We start from the raw sequence: 20,252 nt of genomic DNA, 5'->3' as shown, positions 1-20,252 counted from the left end.
CAGGGCGCGTTCCCGCTCGACCAGCAGCGGCAGCGGCTCGGACGCGGTCACCAGCTCCCGCAGCGGATGGCGGCCGAGCACGGCGCCGACCTCCGGTGTCAGCGCCGCCGCCAGCCGGGAGACGGCCGGGCGGGACTCGTCGCGCAGCGCCTCGGCCGCCGCCAGCACCACCGTGCGCTCGGGGCCCTCCGGCACTCCGCCGGCCGCCCGTTCGTACAGCCGCGCGCCCTCTTCCAGGACCAGCTCGGTGTCCATTCCCGCGGGGATCTTGATGCCTGCGTGGTGCCGCCAGGTGGCGACCGGGTCGCTCCAGGCCTCCACGGTGTACGTCCAGTGGCCCGTGGCGTCCGGCGTGACGTCCGCGCCCCAGCGGTCGGTGCCCGGGGCGAGTTCACGCATCGGCGTCCAGGGGCCCGGGTTGCCGTCCGGGTCCCGCAGGACGACGTTGGCGGCGACGGCGTCGTGCCCTTCGCGGAACACGGTCGCCGAGACCTCGAACGTCTCGCCCGTGACCGCCTTGGCGGGCCGGCGGCCCTGCCGGACGAACGGGCGGACGTCCAGGACGGGTATGCGCCCGACGGCGGTGGTGTCGCCGCCCCAGGAGGATCGCTCCGGGGCGGGCGGACCGGGTGCGGGCGTGAGCACCGGGACGGCGGTGTCCCTCGCGGCGTTGCCAAGGCCGTCGGTGCTCTTGGCGTTCCTGTCGCTCTTGCCGTTCTTGGTGCGAGGCGTCGGGGGTGATGACGGGTGGTGCCTTGCTGGCATGACCGCTCCTGTCCGCATCAACGGGGGGTAGGCGGATGGATGTGGTGGGGAGGGGGTCCTGCGGGGGAGTACCGGAGGAGCCTTCCACCCTATTCGGGTGAGCAATCCGGCACGTTGTTAACTACCCGTGCGTTTGTCAACGCACAAGACCGGCCCCGTTCCGGGGGAACGGAGCCGGCCTCGGAGCCCCGTCAGGTGAACGGTGGAACCTGGAGGAGTTTGTTCGGCGAACCGGGCCCCCGGCCGGAAACCTTGCCGTTCGCCGCCCCGGCGACCAGCGCCCGCGCCACTTGAGCGGGCGTGGCCCTCGGGTGGTCGGCGAGATGGAGCGCGGCGGCCCCTGCCGCGTGCGGCGCCGCCATCGACGTACCGGAGTGGGTCACCCGGCCGGTGTCGCTCGTGGACGAGGCGGAGGTGATCGCCACCCCCGGCGCGAACAGGTCGAGAGCCGAACCGTAGTTGGAGAAGCCCGCCCTGGCGTCCCGCCGGTCGGTGGCGCCGACCGTGAGGGCCTCCCGTACGTCGGCCGGTGAGTGCAGGGCGGCCGGTTGTCCCAGGTTGCCGGCGGCGACGGTGTAGGTGACACCGGACCGGATGGAGGCGCGGACGGCCGCGTCCAGCGCCGCGTTGTAGCCGCCGCCCAGGCTGAGATTGGCGACCGCGGGCCGGTGGGCGTGCCGGGTGACCCAGTCGATGCCCGCGATGGCCTGTGCGGTGGTGCCCGCACCGGCGTCGTCGAGCACCCGTACCGCGACCACCCTGGCCTTCTTGGCGATGCCGAGACGCGTGCCCGCGACGGTGCCGGCGACATGCGTGCCGTGGCCGTTGCCGTCGGCGGCGACACGGTCACCTCCGACGAAGTCCCAGCCGTAGCCGGCCCGGCCGCCGAAGTCGGTGTGCGTGACGCGGATGCCGGTGTCGATCACGTACACGGTGACCCCGGCGCCCGCCGAATTCGGCCAGTTGTAGCTGTTGTCCAGCGTCCGGCCCGGCTGGTCGACGCGATCCAGCCCCCAGGACGGCGGATACTTCGTGACCCCGGCCGTATCCAGCGTCACCCTGGTGTCCTGGACCACGGAGGCCACTCGCGGATCGGCCGCGAGGCGCCGGGCCTGTCTCTCGTCGGCCTCGACGGCGAACCCGTTGAGGACCGTGTCGTAGGTCCGGCTGACGCTCGTCCCGTACGAACCGACGAGATCGCGCCCGGCCTTCGACGCCGCGGCGGTGCCCTCCCGCAGCGTCACCAGATAGCTCCCGCCGACGGAACCGGGCAGACCGGCGCCGAGTATCTTCCCCTCCGGTGCGGCGTGCGCGGGCAGGGTGACGGCCGAAAGGACCACGCTCGTGACGACCGCGGTCAGACCCCCCACCCGGCGCAGACGCCGCCTTCGCGTCCGTGCCATGGTTCGAGTTCCCCTCCTCGACTCGGCGCACGACGGCTCCGCCGACTCGTCCGACTTCACCGGGTACGCCACTGGGCAGCCTCTCGTGCGGGGCGAAAGGCCACAAGGTGGCCTACCGGGACGAAACAGGGTTTCGGCCCGTTGTCGCGGGTCGGGCCGAAAAGCGAGCCTCCCCGGGCGGCCAGCCCTCAGCGAGGCCCGCGCCGACGCCGGTACCTTCGTAGGCGACGTGGACGCACACCGCCGTGCGTCTCTTCCTCACGCACGCCGAGGTGGAATGTGAAGGCGATCCGTCGATTCACCGTCCGACCCCTCCTCCCCGAACCCCTCCGGCCACTCAGCGATCTGGCACGCAACCTGCGCTGGTCCTGGCACGCGGAGACCCGCGACCTCTTCCAGTCCGTCGACCCCGAGCGCTGGGCCGTCTCGGACAGCGATCCGGTGAGACTCCTGGGCGGCCTGCGTCCGGCACGCCTCACCGAGCTCGCCGGTGACCGCCGCTTCCTGCGCCGGCTGAGTGCCGCCGCCGACGACCTGCACGACTACATGACCGGCGACCGCTGGTACCAGACCCGGCCCCGTACCGCCGGGCTGCCCGCCGCCGTCGCCTACTTCTCACCCGAGTTCGGCGTCACGGCCGCGCTGCCCCAGTACTCCGGCGGTCTCGGCATCCTGGCCGGCGACCACCTGAAGGCGGCCAGCGACCTGGGTGTCCCGCTGATCGGCGTGGGGCTGCTCTACCGGCACGGCTACTTCCGCCAGTCGCTCTCCCGGGACGGCTGGCAGCAGGAGCACTATCCGGTCCTCGACCCCAACGAACTGCCGGTGACCCTCCTGAAGGAGGACGACGGCACCCCCGCGCAGATCTCGCTCGCCCTCCCCGCCGGGAAACAGCTGCACGCCCGGGTCTGGCTGGCCCAGGTCGGCCGGGTCCCGCTGCTCATGCTCGATTCGGACGTCGAGGAGAACGACCTCGGCGAACGCGGGGTGACCGACCGGCTCTACGGCGGTGGCAGCGAGCACCGGCTGCTCCAGGAGATGCTGCTGGGCATAGGAGGTGTCCGGGCGGTCCGCACGTACTGCCGGCTGACCGGCCACGCATCGCCCGAGGTCTTCCACACCAACGAGGGCCACGCGGGCTTCCTTGGCCTGGAGCGGATCGCCGAACTCTGCGACACCGGGTCGGACTTCGACTCCGCCCTCGAAGCCGTCCGGGCCGGCACGGTCTTCACCACCCACACCCCCGTCCCGGCCGGCATCGACCGCTTCGACCGTGAGCTGGTCGCCCGCCACTTCGGCCCCCAGGCCGAGCTCCCGCGCATGGACGTCGACCGCATCCTGCGGCTGGGCATGGAGACCTACCCGGGCGGCGAGCCGAACCTCTTCAACATGGCCGTGATGGGCCTGCGGCTGGCGCAGCGCGCCAACGGCGTGTCCCTGCTGCACGGCCAGGTGAGCAGGGAGATGTTCTCCGGTCTGTGGCCCGGCTTCGACCCGGAGGAGGTGCCGATCACCTCCGTCACCAACGGTGTGCACGCCCCGACCTGGGTGGCCCCGGAGGTCCTGCGGCTCGGCGCCCGCCAGTTCGGCTCCGGGCGGGCCGAGGACGCCCTGAGCGTCGGCGGCTCCGACCGCTGGGACGCCGTCGCCGACATCCCCGACCAGGACATCTGGGAGCTGCGCCGCGATCTGCGCGAGCAGCTGGTGGTGGAGGTGCGGGAGCGGCTGCGCGCCTCCTGGCGCCAACGCGGCGCGGGAACGGCCGAGTTGGGCTGGATCGACGGCGTTCTGGATCCGGACGTCCTCACCATCGGCTTCGCGCGCAGGGTCCCCTCGTACAAGCGGCTGACGCTGATGCTGCGGGACCGCGACCGGCTGATGGACCTGCTGCTGCACGCGGAGCGGCCGATCCAGATCGTCGTCGCGGGCAAGGCGCACCCCGCGGACGACGGCGGCAAACGCCTGGTCCAGGAACTGGTCCGGTTCGCCGACGACCCGCGCGTCCGGCACCGCCTGGTCTTCCTGCCCGACTACGGCATGGCGATGGCCCAGAAGCTGTACCCCGGCTGCGACATCTGGCTCAACAACCCCCTTCGCCCCCTGGAGGCCTGCGGTACTTCGGGGATGAAGGCGGCGCTCAACGGCTGTCTCAACCTCTCCGTCCTGGACGGCTGGTGGGACGAGTGGTTCCAGCCCGACTTCGGCTGGGCGATCCCCACCGCCGACGGCGCCGGCACCGACCCCGACCACCGCGACGACATCGAGGCGGCGGCCCTCTACGACCTCCTCGAACAGCGCATCACCCCCCGCTTCTACGAACGCGGCCAGGCGGGCCTGCCCGACCGCTGGATCGAGATGGTCCGCCAGACCCTCACCCTGCTGGGCCCGAAGGTGCTGGCGGGACGCATGGTCCGCGAGTACGTCGAACGGCTCTACACGCCGGCCGCCCACGCGCACCGGTCGATGACCCCCGACACCGCCCGGGAACTCGCCCGCTGGAAGCAGCGGGTGCGCTCGGCCTGGCACGCGGTGCAGGTGGACCACGTCGAGACGTCGGTGGCCACCACCACCGCCGAGCTCGGCACCACCCTCGCGCTGCGGGTCCGCGTCGGCCTCGGCGACCTCACCCCCGACGACGTCGAGGTGCAGGCCGTCTCGGGTCGGGTGGACGAGCAGGACCGCATCACGGACGCGTCGACGGTCCCCCTGAAACCGTCCGGCGGCCCGGACCTGGACGGCCGCTGGCTCTACGAGGGCCCCCTGTCCCTGGACCGCACCGGACCCTACGGCTACACGGTCCGCATCCTCCCGGCCCACCGACTCCTGGCTTCCGGCGCGGAGTTGGGTCTGCTGGAGGTGCCGTCGGAGGATGCGGTGGAGGGGGCGGGGGTGCTGTTGCGGTAACCGCTCGCCCGAGGCGCCGGCGGGGGGACGCCGGCGCCTCGGTGCCGTGCTCCGCCGCCGGCACTCACGAGTTGCGGGCCCGCCACGGCTAGCTCAAGGTCCCTCTCCCGCCGGGCGCCGGACCGGTACCGGGGCGTGAGGGGGCCCGTCTCCGCGTCGGCGGTCGGGGCTCCACTCGTAGACCATGGGGGACGTCTCGACGACTTCACCGGGCCAGGTCCGCCTGACCTGTTCCAGACGCTCCTGGTGTTCGCCGATCCAGTCGCCTCCGGGACTGATGCCCAGGAGCGTGGTGAGCCGGTCCGGGTCATGGACGGACACGGACAGCAGTCCCTCCTCATGCAGGTGGAGGTCGAGGCGCAGACCACGGTCTCCGCCGAGGCCGGCTCCTCGCCCCGGGGCGAGGCCGGACAGTTCCCGCTGCCAGGTGTCGAGGTCCCGCGGGAACAGGTGGAGGTCCAGTCGGGCATCGACGAAGCTCGCGGTCGCGAGCACGTCGGCGCGCAGAATGTCGTGTCCGGTCAGCACGCCCGGCTGAAAGCGCCCGGTGACGCGCACGATGCAGCGGTTCCCGTCCGCATCCGCGAGGTGGATCAGGTCCACCGGGGCAGGTTCCGTCATCACGGCACTCGCTTTCCTTGGTTGGTGTGGGCCGCATCCTCCCCCATCACGGAAGCGGGACCCGTCCGGCGATATCCGATGGGCAGATCGTCGCCGGAGGGCTATGCTCCCCGGCGATGACTACTTCTTCTGTAGACAGATCGGGGGCCACGTCCGCGCAAGGTGAGTGCTGATGCTCACTCGGATCGCGAACGAGGATTCCCGACTTTCCTTCTGGCTGCGCGTGCGCGAGTTCGCCGTGCCGGCCTCCATGATCGAGACCGCGACCGTCCGCCGCCGTGCCGGGGACTGGGCGGGGGCATGTGCCGCCGCGGGTATCGACGTTGATCTCGACCTTCGTGCCGTGGCGCGGGCGTACGGTCGAGCCTTTGTGTCCCTGCTCCGGGCCGATCTCCGTCACCTGGCGCCCGACCTGCTGCGATGGCACCTGCCAAGGATCGCGCCCGACGGCCTGCTGCGGCCGGGGGTGACGGTCTCCCTCGCGCGGTACGAGGCCGACGCCGTCGGAGGTGCCGGGCGAGGCGACACCCGGTGGCCCGTGCACCTCGTGGTGCGGACCCCACCCGCCTGGGCGGATGCCGGGCAGCGGTTCAGCCTCGCGCTGTGGGACGCGTCCGGCTCGGTGGGGGGTGACCGCCGTCATCCGCATCCGCGTCCCGACCGGCGGTTCCGCCTCGACCTGCACCGCCACCTGTGGGACGCGCGCAGAACGGGTGAGCTGCGGGTCCGGTGCGGCGCCGATCGACCGCCCGGGGACGACCCGCCCACCCCGGACCCGCCCGTGCGGGGCACGGAACCGCCGGGGCCCGGCTGTGCCGTGGACCGGTGGGCGGCCGAGGCGGGGATCGTGCTGCGGGCGGAGGGGCGGACCGCCGGTTCCGTCCTGGTGCGGCTCGGGTCCGGGCGGCGGCTCGTCCTGGATCGGGCCGAGGAGGACGAACTCCGCGACGCGCGGCCTGTCCTGCGCAGTGCGACGGGCTGTGTCGCCTCGCTGCCGGTACTGCCCGACGCGGCGACCTGGGTGCTGCCCGACCTGGAGTTGATCCGTACGGGAGCGATCGAGGCCGAGCGACTGCACCCGCTGGTCGCCTCGGCGCTCGTACCGGAGCACGGCGTACCGGAGTACGGCGTACCGGAGTACGGCGTACCGGAGTACGGCGTACCGGAGCACGTCGGAGCGGAGCACGCGGCGCCCGTACCGGGCGGGCCTCCCGACCGGGCCGGCCGAGCCCGGCTCGTGGAGTGCCGGGGGGCGACGCACCGGATCGGTCTGGTCGGCGGGGTACTGGCTCCACTGGACCACGACCCGGCCGAGATCCGGCGCGAGGAGCTGCTTGCCTCGTTGACCGGCACTCCGCTGCCCTGTCTCCAGGCGATCGACCGGGCGCACCGGCGTCCGGACTGTCTCGTCGGCGTGCGCGAACGCCTCGTCCACGGTGATGTCGCCGGTGCGCTGGCCGTGGTCGAGGGACTGCTGGGTCCGGAAGCGGTCCTGCGTGACGGCGCGCTGCGGGACGAACTGGAGGCGGCCGCGCAACGGCGGATCACCTACGGACTGTTCAGGGCCGGCCTGATCGGTCCCGGGCCCGGCCAGGACCGCCGCCGTCCCGGCCGCATGCGCGCGCACCCACGCCACGGCGTTCCTCGCTGACCTCCCCTCTCGTCCTGCGAACTGCCGCCCTCTCGTCCTGCGAACCTCCGCGAACCTCTACGAACCCCCAAGGTGATCACCCATGCCCACACCCATGCCCACGCGTACCCTCGTCGCCACTCCGCCCCCTTCCGTCCCGACCTCCTCCGTGCCGACCTCTTCCGTCCCGGCTCCCGCCTCTCAACTCGACGTGGCGGGCGAGCTGTTGGCCCTGTTGCGCGACTCCACCACCGAACCGCGTCCCGACAGCCAGCTGGAGGCCCTGACCCTGGCCGTGGCCGCCGACCTCCCCGTGCTGCTGTGGGGCGAGCCGGGGATCGGCAAGACCGCCGCGCTGACCCAGCTCGCGGAGGCGCTGGACCTGCCGCTGACCACGGTGATCGCCAGCGTGCACGAGCCGTCCGACTTCTCCGGGCTGCCCATCGTCGGGGACGATCCGGCGGAACAGGGCGTCCCGATGGCCCCGCCGGACTGGGCGGTGCGCCTGGTGCGGGCCGGTCGGGGGCTGCTGTTCCTCGACGAGCTGTCCACGGCGCCGCCGGCCGTCCAGGCCGCCCTGCTCCGCCTCGTACTGGAGCGCCGGATCGGCGCGCTGACCCTGCCGCCCGGGGTGCGGATCGTGGCCGCCGCCAACCCGCGGGGCTCGGCCGCCGACGGCTGGGAACTGAGCCCGCCGCTGGCCAACCGGTTCGTCCACCTCCAGTGGACCCACGACCACGAGGTCGTCGTCCGCGGACTCGGTGGGACCTGGCCCCGGGCGACCCTGCCCCGGCTCGACCCGGAGAAGCTGCCGGAGGCCGTGGACTTCGCCCGGCGCGCGGTGTGCGGACTGCTCGCCGCGCGCCCCAAGCTCGTGCACCAGCTGCCCAGCAGTGAAGCGCGCCGGGGCGGCGCCTGGCCGTCGCCGCGCAGCTGGGACATGACCCTGAGCCTGATCGCCTTCGCGACCGCGGCCGGTTCCGCCCGCGACGTACTCTCACTGCTGGTCAGGGGCACGGTCGGCGACGGTCCGGGACTGGAACTGCTGGCGAGCCTGGACCGGATGGACCTCCCGGACCCCGAGACACTGCTCGCCGACCCGGCGAGCGCCGACCTGCCCGAGCGGGGCGACCTGCGTCAGGCCGTGCTGGACGGTGTCGTGGCGGCGGTCCGGGTCCGCCCCGACAGGTCCCGCTGGGACGCGGCGTGGGCGCTCCTCGTCCGGGCGTTGGAGACCGGCGCCCCGGATCTGGTGGTCGTCCCCGCGACGACGCTCGCCTCGCTGCGCCGGGAGGACTGGGACGTACCGGAGTCGATCGAGAAGCTGGCCGGAGTGGTCACCCTGTCCCGGCGGGCGGACCGGGCGGCCGATCGCGCGACGGCGCGGACCACCGCGAAGGCGGGCCGGTGAGCACCGACGAGGGGATGAGCGCTGCCGATGGCATGAGCGCCGACGAGGGGATGACCGCCGACGAGGGGTTGACCGCCGACGAGGTGCGGCGCGTCACCGGCCGGCGCCGGGGCGCGGTGCGGCCGAGGCCCCTGGACCTCGACAAGCTCTTCGCCGCCCGGCTGCAGGCCGCCCGGGCCCGGCCCTACCTGGCGACGGCCCTGTTCGCCCTGCACCCGGTGGAGTCGCGCCGGGTGCCGACGATGGCCGTGGACCGGCACTGGCGGTGCTATGTCTCACCGGCGTTCGTGGACCGTATGCCGGTGGAGGAGCTGGCCGGGGTGTGGGTGCACGAGGTGTCGCACCTGCTGCGCGACCACCACGGGCGCAGCGAGAGGGTGGCCCGGGAGCGGGGGCTGACCGGTGCGGGGGAGCGGCTGCGGATGAACATCGCCGCCGACTGCGAGATCAACGACGACGCGTTCGGGGACGGGCTGGTCGAGCCCGAGGGCGCCGTCACGCCGGGCTCCCTCGGACTGCGGTCGGGCGAACTGATGGAGGACTACCTGCGCCAGTTCGGGCTCGGACCGCACACCCAGAACCTGGTCTGGCTGGACTGCGGCAGCGGCGCCGACGGACGGGAACGGGAGTGGGAGCTCGGCCCGGACGGCGCGCACGGCCTGAGCGAACAGGAACGGGACGCCGTCCGCTTCAGGGTGGCGCAGGGCATCGCCGGCCGCCGGGGGACCGCCCCGGCGGGATGGCGGCGGTGGGCGGAGGAGGCCTTCCATCCGCCCCAGCCGTGGCGGGATCTGCTGGGCGCGGCGGTCCGTTCGGCGGCCTCGGCCCCGGGCGCCGGGGAGGACTACTCCTACGGCCGGCCGTCCCGCCGGTCGGCGGGCGTCCCGGGCACGGTCCTGCCGAGCCTGCGCCGCAGACCGCCCCGGGTGAGCGTGGTCATCGACACCTCGGGATCGGTCAGCGACGCCGAACTGGGCAGCGCGATCCTGGAGGTCGCCGCGATCTCCCGGGCCGTGGGCGGCCGGCGCGATCTGGTCACCGTGGTGCCGTGCGACGCGGCGGCCCGTATCGTCCACCCGCTGTGCCGGGGCGAGGGCATCCCGTTGATGGGCGGGGGCGGTACTGATCTGCGCGCCGGCTTCACCAAGGCCCTGCGCGCGCGGCCCGGACCCGACGTCATCGTCGCCCTGACCGACGGCCAGACCCCCTGGCCGAGCACCCGCCCGCCGTGCCGCACGGTGGTGGGCCTGTTCCCCCGCGGCTCGGCGTCGTACGACGAGGACGATCCCGACTACGTACCGGACGAGCCGCCGGCCTGGGCCCGGGTGGTGGAGATCGGGTGAGGCGACCGGTCGGTACCAGGCCTCCCGCCATGTCTGATCAGGGCTGACATAGGCTGTGCGGCCCGGTGATCGACACAGAGAGAGGCCGAGGGCGCGTGTCTGACAGACCGTCCGAAGAGCACAGATCCGGTTCGTCCGAGGGGAAGGGGGACGGCAGCTCCATATCCGATGAGGAGTGGGCGAAGTTCGTCCGGGACAGCGAACGCGAGATACCCGACTCCGCGCCGAAGGAGCCGTCCGCGCGGGCCCGCGAGGTCACGGAGCGGCTGCGGCAGCAGGAGGCGCGCGGGGTGACGCCCACGGGGTGGCGCACCGTCGCGGATCTGCAGGGGATGCAGGAGCGGGCGTCTCGCAGGAGGCGACGGCGGTGGGTCTTCCTCGGCGGGCCCGTCGCGGTCGCGATGGCCGTCGTGGCGATGCGGCCGTCGTTGTTGCCGGGCAACCCCTTCGGTGTCGGCGAGCCCCGGTCCGCCGTCTCCGCCTCGCCGTTGCCCTTGGAGACCGGCGCCCCGACCGGCGCGCCCGGCGCGGCGGGCGTCGCGATCCCCACGATCGAGCGGCCGTTCGCGGGCTCCCCGGCGCTGCAGTGGGCCGACGGCGCGGCCGGCATCGTGCCGCCGAAGGCGACCCGTGTCGGATCGCTGTCCAAGGCCCAGGTGGAGCAGGCACTTCAGCAGACCCGGAAGCTGCTGATCGACGCGAACCTCGATCCGGTCACCCTGCGCGGCGGACGTCCCGAGACGGCGCTCTCCGTGATCGAGCCACGGCAGAAGGAGTTGCTCGAGCTGCTGGACACCTCGCTGGGCAAGCCGGACGAGGAGCACGACCCGGTGCTGATGTTCAGCCGCTTCGACCCCGCCGAACTGCGCCTGGCCGGTGACGTGGTCAAGACGCGGGGACGGATGACGTTCGAGGCGGGCGAGAGCGCCTCCGTCGTCGTGCACGCCGACTACACCTTCGTGTATCCGCTGGTGCGGGTCGACAAGGACGTTCCGACCGAGGTGGAGCGCACCATCGTGCGCCGGGTCGTCGACATCGAGCTGTTCGATCCCGACAAGTGGGTCGTCACACCGGGGAAGATCACCGTCACGAAGTACGACCAGGAGATCGGCAACTCCGCCTGCGACGTCTACGACGGTTATCTGCACCCCGAGTTCGGGACGGCCGAGCCCACGGGCGCGCCCGCGACCGGCCCGACGACGGACCCCTACGACCGTAGCCAGGATCTCGCCGGGCACTTCGAGGGCTGCGGCGTGGTGTCCCGGACCTGACCCGCCGGCGCGTGGCGTGGTGCATGGTGCGCGGTGCGTGGTGCACAGGGGCGGCCCGCCCGGCCGCGACCCGTTCGCGGCTAGGACTCGTCGCCGCCGCACAGCCCCCGCAGCACCACCCCGCACCGTCGTGCGTACGCCTGCTGCAGGCCGCGGGTCGCCGGTCCGCCGGCCCTCGCGTACCACTTCGCGCCGCGGCTGAAGGCGGAGACCGTCAGCCAGACCGTGCCGTCTCCCGTGCGGTCGACGACGAAGGACTCCTCGCCGCATTCGGGGTGGCCGGGGAGGGTGCCGTACGCCCAGCCGGCCCGCCGGTGTTCCTCCATCGTCCAGACCACGCGGCAGGGGGCTTTGATGAAGCCGGCCACGGTGACCGTGACGTCGACGTCGGGGGCCGCCCGTTCCGCGGTCGTGTCCATGCCCACGCCGAGGGCGCGGTGCATCTCCCAGGTCATGACCGCTTCGGCGGCTCGGCGGAAGACCTCATGGCCCTCGCCGAGGCGGGTGCGGACGTGGAGGGGGCGGAAGCCCGGGGGGCAGTGGCCGGGGCGGTCGCGGGTCGCGCCGACTTCGTCGTACGTGAAGGCCTTCGAGGACATGGGAGCCAAGAGTAGGGCGGTACCCGGGGATGCCTTCGTCCCGGGTACCGCCCTGTCTCGACTGGCCGGTCGTCAGGCGACGTTGACGGCCGTCCAGGCCGCCGCCACCGCCTTGTACTCGGTGCTGGTCGAGCCGTACAGCGCCGACGCCGCGCTCAGGGTCGCCGTGCGGGCGCCCGAGTAGGTGGTCGTCGAGGTCATGTAGGTCGTCAGCGCCTTGTACCAGATCTGGACGGCCTTGGCGCGTCCGATGCCGGTGAGGGTGGAGCTGTTGTACGTCGGGGAGTTGTAGCTGACCCCGTTGATGGTCCGGCTGCCGCTGCCCTCGCTCAGCAGGAAGAAGAAGTGGTTCGCCGGGCCGGACGAGTAGTGCACGTCCAGGTTCTTCAGCGAGGAAGACCAGTAGTTGGCCGAGCCGCCGTCCTTGCTCGGCTGGTCCATGTAGCGCAGCGGGGTGCCGTCGCCGTTGATGTTGATCTTCTCGCCGATGAGGTAGTCGCCGACGTCGGAGGTGTTCGCCGCGTAGAACTCGACGGCGGTGCCGAAGATGTCGGAGGTCGCCTCGTTGAGGCCGCCGGACTCGCCCGAGTAGTTCAGGCCCGCCGTGTTGGAGGTGACGCCGTGCGTCATCTCGTGGCCGGCCACGTCCAGCGAGGTCAGCGGGTGGGTGTTGCTCGACCCGTCGCCGTACGTCATGCAGAAGCAGCTGTCGTCCCAGAAGGCGTTCACGTAGGCGTTGCCGTAGTGGACGCGGGAGTACGCGGCGACGCCGTTGTTCTTGATGCCGCTGCGGCCGAACGTCGACTTGTAGAAGTCCCACGTCGCCTGCGCGCCGTACGCGGCGTCGACCGCGGCCGTCTGGTCCGTGGTCGAGCTGGAGGCGGCGCCGGTGCCCCAGGTGTCGTCCGCGTCGGTGAACAGGGTGCCCGCCGAGGAGCTGGTGCCGTGCGCCTTGTTGTACGTCTTGTGGCCGCCGCGCGTGCCGTCGGTCAGCTGGTACGTCGAGCCCGAGAGGGTCGTGCCGAGGGTCACCGTGCCCGAGTAGAGGCTCTTGCCGGTGCCGGTCTCGATGCCCTGGTACTCGTACAGCTTCTTGCCGGTGGCCGCGTCGGTGATGACGTGCAGCTCGTTCGGGGTGCCGTCGTCCTGGAGACCGCCGACGACCGTCTCGTACGCCAGGACCGGCTTGCTGCCGTTGCCGGCCCAGATCACCTTGCGGGGCGCGTCGCTGGCCTCGGTGCTGGCGGAGCCGGCGTCCTTGGCGAGGGTCAGGGCCTGCTTCTCGGCCTTGGCGGCGGTGACGACGGGGGTGAGCGAGGCGACCTTGATGGTGGTGCTGGTCGCCTTGGTGACACCCTTGTTCGCGCCCGCGGCCGACTCGTGGACGACCAGGTCGCCGCCGAGGACCGGCAGACCCGCGTAGGTCCGCTCGTAGCGCGTGTGGACCGTGCCGTCCGCGTCCTTCACGACGTCGCGCACGACCAGCTTCTCCTGGGCGCCGAGGCCTATCTCCTGCGCGGTCTCGGGCGCGTCGGCCTGCTTGTCCTGGATCAGGGCGGTGCGGGCGGCCGGGGCCAGCGCGGTGGGCACGGCGAGGGGCGTGCCACCGGTGGCGTCCGTCGGGGCCTGGGCGGCGGCGGTACCGGCGGTCAGGCCGGTGGTGACCAGGGCTCCGGCCGCGACGGCGGTGGCGATGGCCAGAGTGGTGCGCTTGTGACGCGCGTAGAGGGAGGTCACACAAGCTCCTTGGATGTGGGGGTGCCCGGGCAGCGTGGGGTGGCTGTCCGTGACTGCTGTGAAGTTGTGCGGCGGGTGACAGGAAGACTGGCATCAAGGCGCGTACATGTCAGGACCCCGAAGTGATGTTGGCTGAAAATCAACTGCCGGATGAACATTGCCGGAATGTAAACGGACTTGACCTGGGTCAAAGGCCAACAGGGCGTAGGTAAGGCGACGGCAAAAAGGGGACGCCGCCCCGGAGGAGTCGAGACTCCGGGACGGCGTCCTGTGCGAGGCCCGTCGGTCGGCTGTACGCGGCCCCTGCGGGGCCTGTGACCTACGGGAAGGTCAGTTTCCAGCTGTTGATGTAGCCGGTGTCCTGGGCCGCGTTGTCCTGGACCCGCAGCTTCCAGACCCCGTTGGCGACCTCGGAGGACGCGTTCACGGTGTACGTGGTGTTGAGGTTGTCCGTGCTGCCGCCGGTGCCGTACGCCTTCAGCGTGTAGGCCGTGCCGTCGGGCGCGAGCAACTGCACCTGCAGGTCACCGATGTAGGTGTGGACGATGTCGACCGCCACCGCGAGGTTCGAGGGCGCGTTGCCGGTCCGGCCGGAGACGGTGACCGAGGAGGTGACCGCCGCCCCGTTGTCCGGAATCGATACGTCGGCGGTGTTCTCGAAGGAGGTGCCGCCACCGCCGCCCCCGCCGGAACGGGCGCCGACCGCCACGCCGGCCCACGCGTCCTGCACCGCCTTGTACTCGGTGGAGGTGGTGCCGTACAGCTCACCGGCCGCCGCCAGCGTGCCGGTGCGGGCCGCCGCGTAGTTGGTGGTCGTGGTGAACTTCGTGGTCAGCGCGCGGAACCAGATCTTCTCGGCCTTGTCGCGGCCGATGCCGGTGACCGGCAGACCGTCCGCGGTGGCCGAGTTGTAGGTGACACCGTTGATGGTCTTGGTGCCGCTGCCCTCCGACAGGAGGTAGAAGAAGTGGTTCGCCGGGCCGGACGAGTAGTGGACGTCGACCGATCCGATCCCGGAGTACCAGCTGTCCTTCGACGCGCCGTCCTTGCTCGGCTTGTCCATGTAACGCAGCGGCGAGCCGTCGCCGTTGATGTCGATCTCCTCGCCGATGAGGTAGTCACCGACGTCGGAGGCGTTCTGCGCGTAGAACTCCACCGAGGTGCCGAAGATGTCCGAGGTCGCCTCGTTGAGGCCGCCGGACTCACCGCTGTAGTTGAGACCCGCGGTGTTGGAGGTGACGCCGTGCGTCATCTCGTGCCCGGCCACGTCGATGGACGTCAGCGGGTGGGTGTTGCCCGAGCCGTCGCCGTACGTCATGCAGAAGCAGCTGTCGGACCAGAACGCGTTCACGTACGCGTTGCCGTAGTGCACGCGCGAGTACGCGCCGACCCCGTCGCCCCTGATGCCGCTGCGGCCGTGCACGTTCTTGTAGTAGTCCCAGGTCAGGGCCGCGCCATAGTGCGCGTCGGCGCCCGCGGTCTCCAGGTTGGACGCGGCGCCGGTGCCCCAGACGTCGTCGGGGCCCGAGAAGAGCGTGCCGGTGCCGGAGGTGCCCCGGTTGAGGTTGTACGTCTTGTGGCCGCCGCGCGCGCCGTCGGTCAGGTTGTAGGTCGACCCCGACTGCGTGGTGCCCAGGGTCACCTGGCCGCTGTACATCGTGTTGCCGGTGCCGGTCTCGATGCCCTGGTACTCGTAGAGCTTCGCGCCGGTGGTGGCGTCGGTGATGACGTGCAGCTCGTTCGGGGTGCCGTCCTCCTGGAGGCCGCCGACGACGGTCTCGTACGCCAGGACCGGGGTGCCGTTCGCCGCCCAGATCACCTTGCGCGGGGCGCGGTTGGTGTCCGCCTGCTCGGCGCCCGCGGCCGCGGCGAGGCTCAGCGCCTGCTTCTGCGCCTTGGCCGCGCTGACGACGGGCGAGAGCGAGGCGACCTTGATCGCCGTCCGGGTCGCCTTGGTGACGGCCTCGGTGGCGCCGGACTTCGCGGTCTCGACGACGAGGTCGCCGCCGAGGACCGGCAGACCGCCGTAGGTGCGCTCGTAGCGGGTGTGCAGGGTGCCGTCGGCGTCCTTGACGACGTCACGGACGACGAGCGCCTCCTTGGCGCCGAGACCCAGCTCCTTGGCGGTGGCCGCCTTGCCGGCGTCCGCGTCGCGTATCAGCGCGGCACGCTGGGCGGGGGTGAGGCGTACCGACTCGGCGCCGGGGTCGGCCTGACCCGCCGCCTGCGGTGCCTTCACCGGGGCGGCGGTCGCGGCGCCGGACTGCACGGCGGCGGCGATGAGCGCGGAGACGCCGACGAGGGCGACGGCCGCGGCACGACGGGAGGTGCTGTGGGGGGTGCGTCTGCGAGAGGGACTGCTGCTCAACACTGACTCCTTCTGCGCGGCCACGGGTCACGCGGCCAGGGGAGACCCGACGGCGGGTGAGCCGTGCGGGCACGACAAAGGCGGTACGCAGAACAAAGGCGGAACGTGGAGCGGGCTTAGCTGTGGGGTTGCTGTGAACCAGCAGTGGGAAGAGTGGCAGTGGATTGCGCTATCTGTCAGGAGCGCGTCAGGAAGTTGGCCGGAAACAGTTCGTTGTCCGGTAGTTCATGTTCGATATGCGGTCGATTGGCCGACCGGTCATGTCGAGCGGTCAGAAGGGACCATGCTCAGGCGAGCCCGAGAGCCCGAGAGCCCGAGAGCCCGAGTTCGAGCCCGAGTGCGATGCCCGAGCCCGAGTCCGATGTCCGAGCCCGAGCCCGCGCCGCCACCGCAACGGCCTCCGCTTCCCGCCCTGCCGCGGCCCAGCCCTCCCCTCCCCACCCCACCCCTGCCCAGCCGCGCGCGCCCCGCCGTGTCCGGCCTCCGCGGGTCGGCGCGCGGCTGCCCTGCCCGCTTCCCGGCCGGGGCGAGGGGCGGGTCAGGGGTCGGTCCGCTCCCCGTGCCAGGTCCGCCAGAGCGCCGCGTACGTACCGTCCGCCGTCACCAGCGCCTCGTGCGTGCCGAGTTCGGAGATACGGCCGTCCTGCATCACCGCGACCCGGTCCGCGTCGTGCGCGGTGTGCAGGCGGTGGGCGATGGCGATGACGGTCCGGCCCCGGAGCACGGCGGCCAGCGCCCGCTCGGTGTGCCGGGCCGTCGCCGGATCCAGCAGCGCCGTCGCCTCGTCCAGGATCAGCGTGTGCGGATCGGCCAGTACCACCCGGGCGAGGGCGAGTTGCTGGGCCTGCGAGCCGTCCGTACGGGTACCGCCCGCGCCGAGCACGGCGTCGAGGCCGCCGGGCAGCTCCCGGACCCAGTCGGCGGCTCCGACCGCTGCCAGCGCCGCCCACAACTGGCCGTCCTCCGCGGCCGGTTCGGCGATCAGGAGGTTGTCGCGGACCGTGCCGAGAAAGACATGGTGCTCCTGGGTGACCAGCACGACCTGACGGCGCAGCGTCTCGGGGGCCAGCTCCGCGACCGGCACCCCGCCCACCGTCACCGTGCCCGCGCTCGGCGCGTCCACGCCCGCGAGCAGCCTGCTCAGCGTGGTCTTGCCCGCGCCCGACGGGCCGACGACCGCGAGCCGCTCCCCGGGCCGCACCGTCAGGTCGACCCCGCGCAGCACCTCGCCGCCGCGCTCGTAGGCGTACCGGACGCCCGTCACGTCGATCCGGTCGTCCGCAGGAGCGGGCGCCCCGCCGTCCGGCTCGGCGCGCGGCGCCCTGGCCAGTCCCTCCACCCGGGCGAACGAGGCGCCACTGCTCTGGAGTTGCTCGACGCGCAGCAGGATCTGGTCGAGCGGTTCGGTGAACTGCCGCAGATACAGCGCGGCCGCCACCACCGCGCCCAGGCTCATCGCGCCCCGCGCGTGCAGCGCGCCGCCCAGCAGCAGCACGCCCGCCACCGGCAGCGAGTACGACACCTCGATCACCGGGAAGAACACCGAACGCAGGTGGAGGGTGCGGAAGCGGGTGCGGCGCGAGATCTCCAGCGCCTCCCGGCTGGCCGCCGTCCGCCGCTCCTGGAGCCGGAACGCCTCGACCGTGCGCGCCCCGGACGCGGTGGCGGCGACGATCTCGGCGACCTCGGAGGTGGCCGCGCCCTCGGCGAGGTAGGCCGCGCGCGCCCGCCGCAGATACCAGCGCAGCGCGAACCAGATCGGGGTCAGGCCCAGCACTCCGATCGCCCCGAGCAGCGGGTCGATCACGAACACCGCGCCGAGCGTGAACAGCGCCTGGACCGTGCAGACCAGCAGCTCGGGCCCGGCGTCCCGCAGGGTGGTGCCCACGGCCGCCACGTCGGCGGTGCCGCGCGTGGTCAGATCGCCGGTGCCGGCCCGCTCCACGACCGACGCGGGCAGCGCGAGCGCCCGCCCGACGAACTCCTCCCGCACCCGCGCCAGCGTCCGCTCACCGAAGCGGTGGCCCGCGTAACGGGCCCAGCGGGCCAGCAGCAGCTGCGCGAGCGCACAGGCCAGGATGGCCGCCGCCAGCCGGTCCACGGCCCCGGTCCCGTGTCCGGCCCGCACCTCGTCGATGATCCGCCCCAGCAGCCAGGGCCCGGCCAGGCCGGCCCCGGCGGCGAGCACGTTCAGGAAGAGGGCGCCGGCGAAGGCCCGCCGGTCGGCCCGCAACAGCCGGACCGCCGCCCGGCGCACCTCACCGGGCTCGGCGACCGGCAACCGGCCCGCGCCCTCGTCGACCACTGTCACCGCACGACCTCCTCGGCGCCGGTACCGGCGTCGGCGCCTGTGTTCGTCTCACCCGGGGCCGGATCCGTGAGGTCGGTGTCGTCCGTGGCCTCGGTGTCCGCCGTGTCGTCGGTGGCCTCGGTGGCCTCGGTGTCCGCCATGTCGTCCGTGTCGTCGGTGTCCCGTGCCACCAAGGCCCGGTATCCCGGTTCCCGTTCCAGCAGGTCGTGGTGGTGGCCGGTCGCCGCCACCTTTCCGTCGACCAGGTAGTGGACGGTGTCCGCCTGGGCGAGGAGCAGCGGGGAGGTGGTGGTCACCACCGTGGTCCGGCCGGTCCGTGCCGCGCGCAGCCGCCGGGCGACCGCCGCCTCCGTGTGCGCGTCGAGCGCCGATGTCGGCTCGACGGCCAGCAGTGTCCCGGGGTCGGCGAGCAACGCCCTTGCCAGCCGCACCCGTTGCCGCTGGCCGCCGGAAAGGCTGCGGCCCTGCGCCGTCACGGGTGACTCGAGCCCCTCCGGCAGGCCCCGCACGATGTCGTCGGCGGCCGCCGCCCGCACCGCCCGCCCGACGTCCGCCGGGGAGGGCCCACGCCGTCCGCCCACCACCTCGCGCAGGCTCCCGGCGAACAGGTCGGCCTCGTTGTCGGCGACCAGGATCCGGTCCCTGACCTGGTCCAGCGGGACGGCGTCCAGCCGTACCCCGCCCCAGGTGGCGTCCGTGGGGCCGTACCGGCCGAGGCGGTCCACGACGGCGGTCACGTCCGCGTGCCGGGCGCAGACGAGCGCGGTCAGCCGGCCCGGCGCCACCCGCACACCCGAGACGGGGTCGTGCAGCACCGACGGCTCGGCGGGCGCGTCGGCGACACCGGTGCCGGTGCCTGTGCCGCTGTCGGTCCCGGTGCCGGTGTCGGTGTCGGCTGCCGGCTCCAGCCGCAGCAGCCGTACGACGCGCCGGGCGGCCACCACGCCCCGGCTGAGCTGGTAGCCCATGTCGACGAGGAACGCCACCGGGCCGATCAGGACCGCGACATAGCCGTACACCGACACCAACTCGCCGACGGTCATGTCCCCCTGGGCGGCGAGCCGGGCCGCCAGCCAGGTCACCACGGCGAGGAACAGTGTCGGCAGGCCCACCCCGAGCGCCTGCATCCAGCTGGTGACCGCGCCGACCCGGTAGCCCTGCGCCCGCAGCCGCTGCGAGTCACGGTCGAAGGAGGCCGCGAACAGCTCCTTGCCGCCGAGCCCGTTGAGCACCCGCAGCCCGCCCGCGAGATCGCCGATCCGCGCGGTGAGCACTCCCTGCCGCTCCCGGTACTCGGTCTCCGTGCCCTGCAACCGCGCCATCAGCGGGCCGACCAGCACCGCGACCACCGGCATCCCCAGCAGCACCACCGCCGCCAGCAGCGGCGACACCGACAGCAGCAGCCCGGCGACGAAGACATAGACGACGACCGAGCCGACGCCCGGCCCGATCACCGTCAGCGCGCCCGCGATCGTGTGCACGTCGCTCACCCCGATGGTGACGACCTCCGAGGCCTCCGCCTGGCGCGGCAGCGCCGCGCCGAGCCGCAGCGTGTGCCCGACGACGACCTTGGTGGTGCGGAGGTACCCGTCCATGCGCACCCGGGTCATCGTGCGGTGCCGCATGATGCTCACCCAGGCGTTGAACGCGCCCACCGCGAACAGAGCCGCCGTCCAGCCGGCCAGCGCCGTCGTGTCACCGGGCTCGAGACCGTCGTCCACCGCCTTCGACAGCAGGTACGGCGCCACCGCCATCAGCACCATCCAGACGCTGGCCAGCACCGCCCCGGCCAGTGCCCGCCACGGCTGGCAGCGCACCAGCCACGCCAGGTACGCCCAGCCGCCGCGGCTGTCGGGCGTGCCGGGATCCTCGTACGCGTCGATCATCCA

Annotated in this window: 13 protein-coding genes; 5 read left to right on the top strand and 8 right to left on the bottom strand. The window is 72.9% G+C overall.

Annotated elements, in window-relative coordinates; genetic code table 11:
* Together ASD48_RS12580 and ASD48_RS12575 are read right to left on the bottom strand one after the other, a co-directional pair.
* A partial coding sequence (locus ASD48_RS12580; protein WP_157880621.1) for a maltotransferase domain-containing protein occupies positions 1-765 on the bottom strand: 765 nt, incomplete at its 3' end.
* A gap of 191 nt (positions 766-956) precedes the next feature.
* Positions 957-2,168: a S8 family peptidase gene (locus tag ASD48_RS12575; RefSeq protein WP_057601632.1), complete on the bottom strand. Its 1,212-nt coding sequence runs from the start codon at positions 2,166-2,168 to the stop codon at positions 957-959.
* A 279-nt stretch (positions 2,169-2,447) separates the two neighbouring features.
* Here ASD48_RS12575 and ASD48_RS12570 point away from each other — a divergent pair, with 279 nt between their 5' ends.
* Positions 2,448-5,072, top strand: coding sequence for a glycosyltransferase family 1 protein (locus tag ASD48_RS12570; protein WP_057601631.1), 2,625 nt, complete (start codon positions 2,448-2,450; stop codon positions 5,070-5,072).
* Between the two features lie 93 nt (positions 5,073-5,165).
* On the opposite strand, the gene ASD48_RS12565 is transcribed toward ASD48_RS12570, so the two are convergent.
* Entirely contained in the window at positions 5,166-5,693 is a 528-nt protein-coding gene (locus tag ASD48_RS12565) for a DUF5959 family protein (protein WP_057601630.1), read from the bottom strand.
* Positions 5,694-5,865: 172 nt separating this feature from the next.
* Here ASD48_RS12565 and ASD48_RS12560 point away from each other — a divergent pair, with 172 nt between their 5' ends.
* The 4 genes from ASD48_RS12560 (at position 5,866) to ASD48_RS12545 (ending at position 11,348) form a co-directional block, all read left to right on the top strand.
* Complete coding sequence (locus ASD48_RS12560; RefSeq protein ID WP_057601629.1) at positions 5,866-7,344, top strand: hypothetical protein; 1,479 nt, start codon at positions 5,866-5,868, stop codon at positions 7,342-7,344.
* Positions 7,345-7,438: 94 nt separating this feature from the next.
* The gene (locus ASD48_RS12555; RefSeq protein WP_057601628.1) at positions 7,439-8,734 is read left to right on the top strand and encodes an AAA family ATPase; all 1,296 of its coding nucleotides are present in this window, start codon (positions 7,439-7,441) and stop codon (positions 8,732-8,734) included.
* 50 nt (positions 8,735-8,784) lie between these two features.
* Entirely contained in the window at positions 8,785-10,077 is a 1,293-nt protein-coding gene (locus ASD48_RS12550) for a VWA-like domain-containing protein (RefSeq protein WP_242432579.1), read from the top strand.
* A gap of 95 nt (positions 10,078-10,172) precedes the next feature.
* Entirely contained in the window at positions 10,173-11,348 is a 1,176-nt protein-coding gene (locus ASD48_RS12545) for a hypothetical protein (RefSeq protein ID WP_057601627.1), read from the top strand.
* Positions 11,349-11,428: 80 nt separating this feature from the next.
* Here the strand turns inward: ASD48_RS12545 and ASD48_RS12540 are convergent, their stop codons facing one another.
* From ASD48_RS12540 to ASD48_RS12520, 5 genes are all read right to left on the bottom strand, one after another.
* Entirely contained in the window at positions 11,429-11,947 is a 519-nt protein-coding gene (locus tag ASD48_RS12540) for a DUF1990 domain-containing protein (protein ID WP_057601626.1), read from the bottom strand.
* A gap of 72 nt (positions 11,948-12,019) precedes the next feature.
* Complete coding sequence (locus tag ASD48_RS12535; protein ID WP_057601625.1) at positions 12,020-13,684, bottom strand: M4 family metallopeptidase; 1,665 nt, start codon at positions 13,682-13,684, stop codon at positions 12,020-12,022.
* Positions 13,685-14,003: 319 nt separating this feature from the next.
* Entirely contained in the window at positions 14,004-16,052 is a 2,049-nt protein-coding gene (locus ASD48_RS12530; protein ID WP_057601624.1) for a M4 family metallopeptidase, read from the bottom strand.
* Positions 16,053-16,590: 538 nt separating this feature from the next.
* Positions 16,591-18,363, bottom strand: coding sequence for an ABC transporter ATP-binding protein (locus ASD48_RS12525; RefSeq protein ID WP_079073738.1), 1,773 nt, complete (start codon positions 18,361-18,363; stop codon positions 16,591-16,593).
* On the bottom strand, positions 18,360-20,249 hold the full coding sequence (locus tag ASD48_RS12520) for an ABC transporter ATP-binding protein (RefSeq protein ID WP_057601622.1): 1,890 nt from the start codon (positions 20,247-20,249) through the stop codon (positions 18,360-18,362). The genes ASD48_RS12525 and ASD48_RS12520 overlap by 4 nt, the downstream gene beginning before the upstream one ends.
* Positions 20,250-20,252 lie beyond the last annotated feature (3 nt).

Origin of the sequence: Streptomyces sp. Root1310, from assembly GCF_001426425.1 — a bacterium.
GTDB lineage: Bacteria > Actinomycetota > Actinomycetes > Streptomycetales > Streptomycetaceae > Streptomyces.
Note: the sequence above shows the minus strand (reverse complement) of the source record. Positions and strands in the feature narration are given on the sequence as shown.

Coding starts and splice junctions, on each gene's coding strand:
- ASD48_RS12565 (WP_057601630.1), bottom strand. CDS start 5,693: ATGACGGAACCTGCCCCGGTGGACCTGATCCACCTCGCGGATGCGGAC.
- ASD48_RS12555 (WP_057601628.1), top strand. CDS start 7,439: ATGCCCACGCGTACCCTCGTCGCCACTCCGCCCCCTTCCGTCCCGACC.
- ASD48_RS12575 (WP_057601632.1), bottom strand. CDS start 2,168: ATGGCACGGACGCGAAGGCGGCGTCTGCGCCGGGTGGGGGGTCTGACC.
- ASD48_RS12550 (WP_242432579.1), top strand. CDS start 8,785: ATGACCGCCGACGAGGGGTTGACCGCCGACGAGGTGCGGCGCGTCACC.
- ASD48_RS12540 (WP_057601626.1), bottom strand. CDS start 11,947: ATGTCCTCGAAGGCCTTCACGTACGACGAAGTCGGCGCGACCCGCGAC.
- ASD48_RS12520 (WP_057601622.1), bottom strand. CDS start 20,249: ATGATCGACGCGTACGAGGATCCCGGCACGCCCGACAGCCGCGGCGGC.
- ASD48_RS12560 (WP_057601629.1), top strand. CDS start 5,866: ATGCTCACTCGGATCGCGAACGAGGATTCCCGACTTTCCTTCTGGCTG.